The organism is Wolbachia endosymbiont of Drosophila incompta (genome assembly GCF_001758565.1).
In the GTDB taxonomy this organism is placed as follows: Bacteria; Pseudomonadota; Alphaproteobacteria; order Rickettsiales; family Anaplasmataceae; genus Wolbachia; species Wolbachia pipientis.
The window spans coordinates 227203-231905 of record NZ_CP011148.1; the positions used below are offsets into that span (position 1 = coordinate 227203).

At 35.1% G+C, this 4703-nt stretch carries 6 protein-coding genes and 2 pseudogenes; 3 read left to right on the forward strand and 5 right to left on the reverse strand.

Annotated elements, in window-relative coordinates:
- Window positions 1-641: pseudogene (locus tag WG67_RS05905) on the forward strand (transposase); the annotation flags it as partial.
- A 32-nt stretch (window positions 642-673) separates the two neighbouring features.
- Entirely contained in the window at window positions 674-841 is a 168-nt protein-coding gene (locus WG67_RS07120; protein WP_167471207.1) for a hypothetical protein, read from the forward strand.
- 121 nt (window positions 842-962) lie between these two features.
- Here the strand turns inward: WG67_RS07120 and WG67_RS07125 are convergent, their stop codons facing one another.
- The 5 genes from WG67_RS07125 to yihA form a co-directional block, all read right to left on the reverse strand.
- Window positions 963-1307, reverse strand: a complete 345-nt coding sequence (locus WG67_RS07125) for a hypothetical protein (RefSeq protein WP_245683380.1) — start codon at window positions 1305-1307, stop codon at window positions 963-965.
- Window positions 1301-1615 carry a hypothetical protein gene (locus tag WG67_RS07130; RefSeq protein WP_245683381.1) on the reverse strand — a complete coding sequence of 105 codons (315 nt, stop codon included), beginning with the start codon at window positions 1613-1615 and terminating at the stop codon, window positions 1301-1303. The genes WG67_RS07125 and WG67_RS07130 overlap by 7 nt, the downstream gene beginning before the upstream one ends.
- Before the next feature lie 63 nt (window positions 1616-1678).
- A complete protein-coding gene (dut, locus tag WG67_RS01070) occupies window positions 1679-2140 on the reverse strand; it encodes a dUTP diphosphatase (protein WP_070356771.1) in 462 nt (153 codons plus the stop codon).
- A gap of 414 nt (window positions 2141-2554) precedes the next feature.
- Complete coding sequence (argB, locus tag WG67_RS01075) at window positions 2555-3466, reverse strand: acetylglutamate kinase (RefSeq protein WP_010962459.1); 912 nt, start codon at window positions 3464-3466, stop codon at window positions 2555-2557.
- 4 nt (window positions 3467-3470) lie between these two features.
- Window positions 3471-4064, reverse strand: coding sequence for a ribosome biogenesis GTP-binding protein YihA/YsxC (gene yihA, locus WG67_RS01080; protein ID WP_010962460.1), 594 nt, complete (start codon window positions 4062-4064; stop codon window positions 3471-3473).
- Between the two features lie 98 nt (window positions 4065-4162).
- On the opposite strand from yihA, the pseudogene WG67_RS08025 reads away from it, so the two are divergent.
- Window positions 4163-4703, forward strand: a pseudogene (locus WG67_RS08025) (PCRF domain-containing protein); the annotation flags it as partial.

Here is a 4703-nt window from a genome sequence, read left to right on the forward strand (position 1 = left end):
ACTTGGATGACAAGAAAAGGTTTCTAGAATATGGAAGATATCGAAATTGCTATAGACAGTACAGGAATTAGTATATACAACAACACTCCTGGTCATAGCAAAGAAAATAGCGAAGATAGAAAGTATCGCAGCTATGAACAGACAAGAAAATTGCATGTAATGTTGAATACAAACAGCAAAAAAGCCATAGCTGTGAAATACAGTAACGGTGTCTACTCTGATCACTATGGAGCTTGTGATTTGCTAAAAGAAGTCGATTTTCAGTATGTCATAAAAGTACTATATGCAGATAGGGCATGTGATAGGCACAAGTTTTATAAGTTGTGTAACGAATATGATATAAAGACAAAAATTCCACCAATAAACAATGCGGCAGAACATCCAGAAATAGATTATATGTCTGACAGGAATGCTGCTATTAGGTTAATAAAATTATACGGTGAAGATGGCATGAAAGAATGGAAAAAAGAAGTAAATTATGGGAAAAGATCTTATATTGAAGGGTTTTTCTCAAGATTAAAGCAAATATTCGGATTTAGTTTTAGGAATAAATCTGAGATAAATCGAGAAAAAGAACTAAATGCTATTTGCTTAATAAATTCACTGATATTGGTATGGCTAAATTTGAGATAGTTACATGAATTTACCATAAATCACCATCTCATAAAGTGTGATGCAACAAAGCCATCCCAGTGTCAGCTACTTGGATGACAAGAAAGGGAGCACTGGAATGACATTATCTGTTGTGCAATTTACCTTCAAAAATGAATGTTTGTACAGTTATGTGTCAAGCACTGGGATGACAAGAAAGGGAACACTGGAATTTTTGTTTCAGCATTAGCCATGCATCTAAACAGATACGTTGCCTTGAGAATCGCAACATCCATGCAGTTATGCGCGTAACACTAAAAATCAAAAAAAACAAAGAGGCAGACTTAATCTACCTCTTTTATTTCACTTGGCTATACTGTCTGTTGTTGAGAAGCAACTTGTTCAACAATAAGTGAGCCTAAATAAGTGTTAACCCCTTTAGCACCATCTTTGTCTAAACCTAATGTTTTATTCCACTTTGTTTCATTTACTGCCTCGAACTTACCTTCATCGTTTTTCTCTTTTAGTGAATCTATCTCGAAGAGTAAAGTATTGCCTAGCGTATTGGTAAGCTGATTAATATCAACAATAATACGGTAGTTCTTGCCTTCTAAGCTGAAGGCTATATAGTGTTTACCCTTTTCTACCTTACCTTCTTCATCTTTAACTTGGTTATTCCTTGCCACTTCCTTAAATGTGTCTTTTGTTACTAGCAATGCTGTTTCTTTACCGTTTTTCTATCGTTATTAACAACAATCTTCGGAGCTCTCAACTCAGATATTTCATTGTTTTTGCTGATAGCGTACATTGCTGAACTAACCAGTGCAACAGCAACAATTGCTAATATACCGATTCCAAGTGGTGTAGCTGCAAAAGCTGCAAGTGGAGCAAGCGTGCAAGTTGAAGACACCCAATATGGTGCTGAAAGTGCTACTGCTGCGCCTATGACATACAAAGAAGTAAGTGCAACAAGTGCAGTATTTGTTTTGTGGAATTGACCACAGTGATTTTTGAAAGTTAGCATAAACGACCTCAAATATTAATATGCTTAAATAAAAAAACTGTCATAGTCAAGCTTTTTCGTAAGCTACCTGCCGCTTGAGCCAAAGCCCCCTGCATTGCGACCGGTTTCTTCTGCGCAGAATTCTTCTCTGTCATCCCAAATTACCTGAGATACAGGAGAAATAAGGATTTGTGCGATTCTATCTCCTCTTTTTATTTCGTATGGCTGATTACTTAGATTAATTAGACAAATTTTAACTTCACCTCGATAATCAGAGTCTATAGTGCCCGGAGAATTTAAGACAGTGATTCCATGTTTTGCAGCAAGACCAGAACGTGGGCGGATTTGCCCCTCAAAACCGTTTGGTATTGCAATCACAATTCCAGTTGGAACAAGTAATCTTTCAAGTGGATTTAAAACAGCAGAATCATTCAATGCAGCATAAAGATCCATGCCAGCACTCTGCGTAGTTGCATAACATGGAAGAGACAAGTCTTCTCTGTGTGATAATCTTTTTATTTCTACTTTAATTTTACTTCTTTGCACTCCAATTTACCATCTATGAAGACTCAATTATAGCATGTAAATTGTATCTGCAAAAGTGATAAATGTAAATGATGTCATTCCAGCGCGTGACGCTAGGCCATAAAATTCCTTGACAAGTTCAGTGCTCCTTTTTTTGTCATCCCAGTGCCTCTATGATGTCATTCCAGTCTGGAATCTAGTCCTTATTATGCAGCCACTTGGTTGAAATTAAGTCTTCTGGATCCCAGTGTCTGGGCACTGGGATGACATCATAAGGGCGCTGGGATGACACCCTGACAACCGTCATCCCGCTACTTGTTAGCGGGATCTAGAGATACCGCGAATGAATCGCGGTATGACGTAGATTGTTGTCATTCCAGTGTCAGCTACTTGAATGACACCCTCTTGGTATTCGTGTAGTTGCAAGCAGTATAGCTATAAATCACTCACAATCGATATGCTTGAATTACTCTCAGTAAATAAATCAAGCATAATGTTAGATATTCTACCATCAACTATGTGAACAACTCCAGCACATTCCTCCGCCATTTTAACGTATGCCATAAGCCTTTCAATAAATTTTTCCCCTTTAATTTTCCCACAATCAATCGATGCATTTAAATTTTTAACAGATATCTTCCTGCCACCAATTTTATCTATTTCTTCATCTGTGTCACTCAAGATTATCATTTTAGATGCAGAAACTGCGATTGCGATTGCGCTTGCAGTGCTATCGGCATCAATATGATATGTTTCCCCATCTTTTCCATGACCAATTGGTGCAATAACTGGTATAAAATCTGATTCTTCAATAAAAAATAATATATCAGGATTGATTTCAGTGGGTCTACCGATGAACCCCATGTCTAATATCTTTTCGATATTATTTGATCTATCTTCTCTAAGCGTAGCGGTTATTTTTTCGGCTTTAATTAAGTTACCATCTTTTCCACATAATCCAATAGCTGAACCACCAGCAGAATTTATATACTGAACAATTTTTTTATTAACTGAACCACACAGTGCCATTTCAATGATTTTCATAGTGTCTTTGTCTGTAAGTCTGATACCATTCACAAACTTACTGTTCATATCCAGCATTTTTAACACTGAGTTAATTTCATATTCTCCGTCATGAATTATTACCGGATTTATACCAAGCTGCTTCAACAAGACAACATTATGCACAAAAGTATTAAATAGTGTTTCATCTAAGATTATTGTACCACCGCATTTAATGACAAAAGTCTCGCCTACAAAGCTAGGTATGTTAGATAGCACTTCAAGTAATATTTCTGCTTTTTGTTCAAATGATACCTCACCCTTTAAAAATTCACTACTCTTCATTTTTTTATCTTGTAAACTTGAAAAACTCATCTCTTACCTTGGTTATTTTATGCTTAACACGGATGCTCATTTGATGAATTGACACATTCTCATTATTAATCCATTTTTGAATATCTTCTATAACAGCACCTAAGCTTTTTTGACTTACTTTATCTATTTTTGTTAGCACAATGTTAAAGTTAATGTTATTATATATTAACCAATAAATGAAGTCTTTGTCTATTTCTTTTAATCCTACCTTGCTATCTATCAACACAAACACTCTTCTTAGATTTTCTCTTTGAATTAGATAATACTCAATTAAGTTTAAATATTGTATAATTTCCTCCTTGCCTGCATGAGAGTAGCCATACCCTGGTAGATCAACAAGTCTGAACTTATCATCGTACATAGAGTAAAAATTTATTTGTCTAGTGCATCCAGGTTTAGAGGAAACTCTGGCAGCTTTTTTGCTGTTTATCAGTAAGTTGATCAGACTGGATTTTCCTACATTTGATCTACCAGCAAACGCAATCTCTGGAGCCGACTCATTTGGTAATGATTTTATATCCGAAGCTCCAAATATGAAATTGCAGTTTGATGTTATCTGTTTTGCCATTATATTCAACTAGAAGGTAGTAGGTATATTATAGTGTTATTGCTTGATATAAGAAATTTTTTATTTCAGTATATATTACTTAGCTAGATCTGTGCTATATGGATATGGAAAATAATTTACAAGACTTAAAGAAAAAATTTAATGATATAGAGAGGAATTTGGAAAATCCTACCAATTTAAGTCAAAAAGAATTCATTACCCTTTCAAAGGAATACTCTGAGCTCAGGCCAATAATCAAGATAATTGATGAATATAACACGCTGAAAGAGGAAATTTCAGACTTAGAAGAAATAATGAAAGATGAAAACAGCGAAGGTGATATAAAAGAGTTAGCAAAAGAAGAATTTTTCGAAAAGCACAAGGTATTATTACCAAAAATAAAAGCAAAATTAAAGTTAGCATTATTGCCCAAAGATGAAGATGACTCAAGAAATGCAATATTAGAAATTAGAGCAGGTACAGGCGGAGAAGAAGCAGCATTATTTGCAGCAATGTTATTTCGTATGTATCAAAAATATGCAGAAAGAAGAAATTGGAAGTTCGAGCCAATAAGCATTTCTAATACAGGTATAGGTGGATATAAGGAAGCTTCTGCACTCATTAAGTGAACTTTTCTGCAAGGTTGAAATTTGAATCAGG

Excerpts from the sequence above, each read along its gene's own strand:
- WG67_RS07130 (WP_245683381.1), bottom strand. The coding sequence starts at position 1,615 with ATGCTAACTTTCAAAAATCACTGTGGTCAATTCCACAAAACAAATACT.
- WG67_RS07120 (WP_167471207.1), top strand. The coding sequence starts at position 674 with ATGCAACAAAGCCATCCCAGTGTCAGCTACTTGGATGACAAGAAAGGG.
- argB (WP_010962459.1), bottom strand. The coding sequence starts at position 3,466 with ATGAAGAGTAGTGAATTTTTAAAGGGTGAGGTATCATTTGAACAAAAA.
- yihA (WP_010962460.1), bottom strand. The coding sequence starts at position 4,064 with ATGGCAAAACAGATAACATCAAACTGCAATTTCATATTTGGAGCTTCG.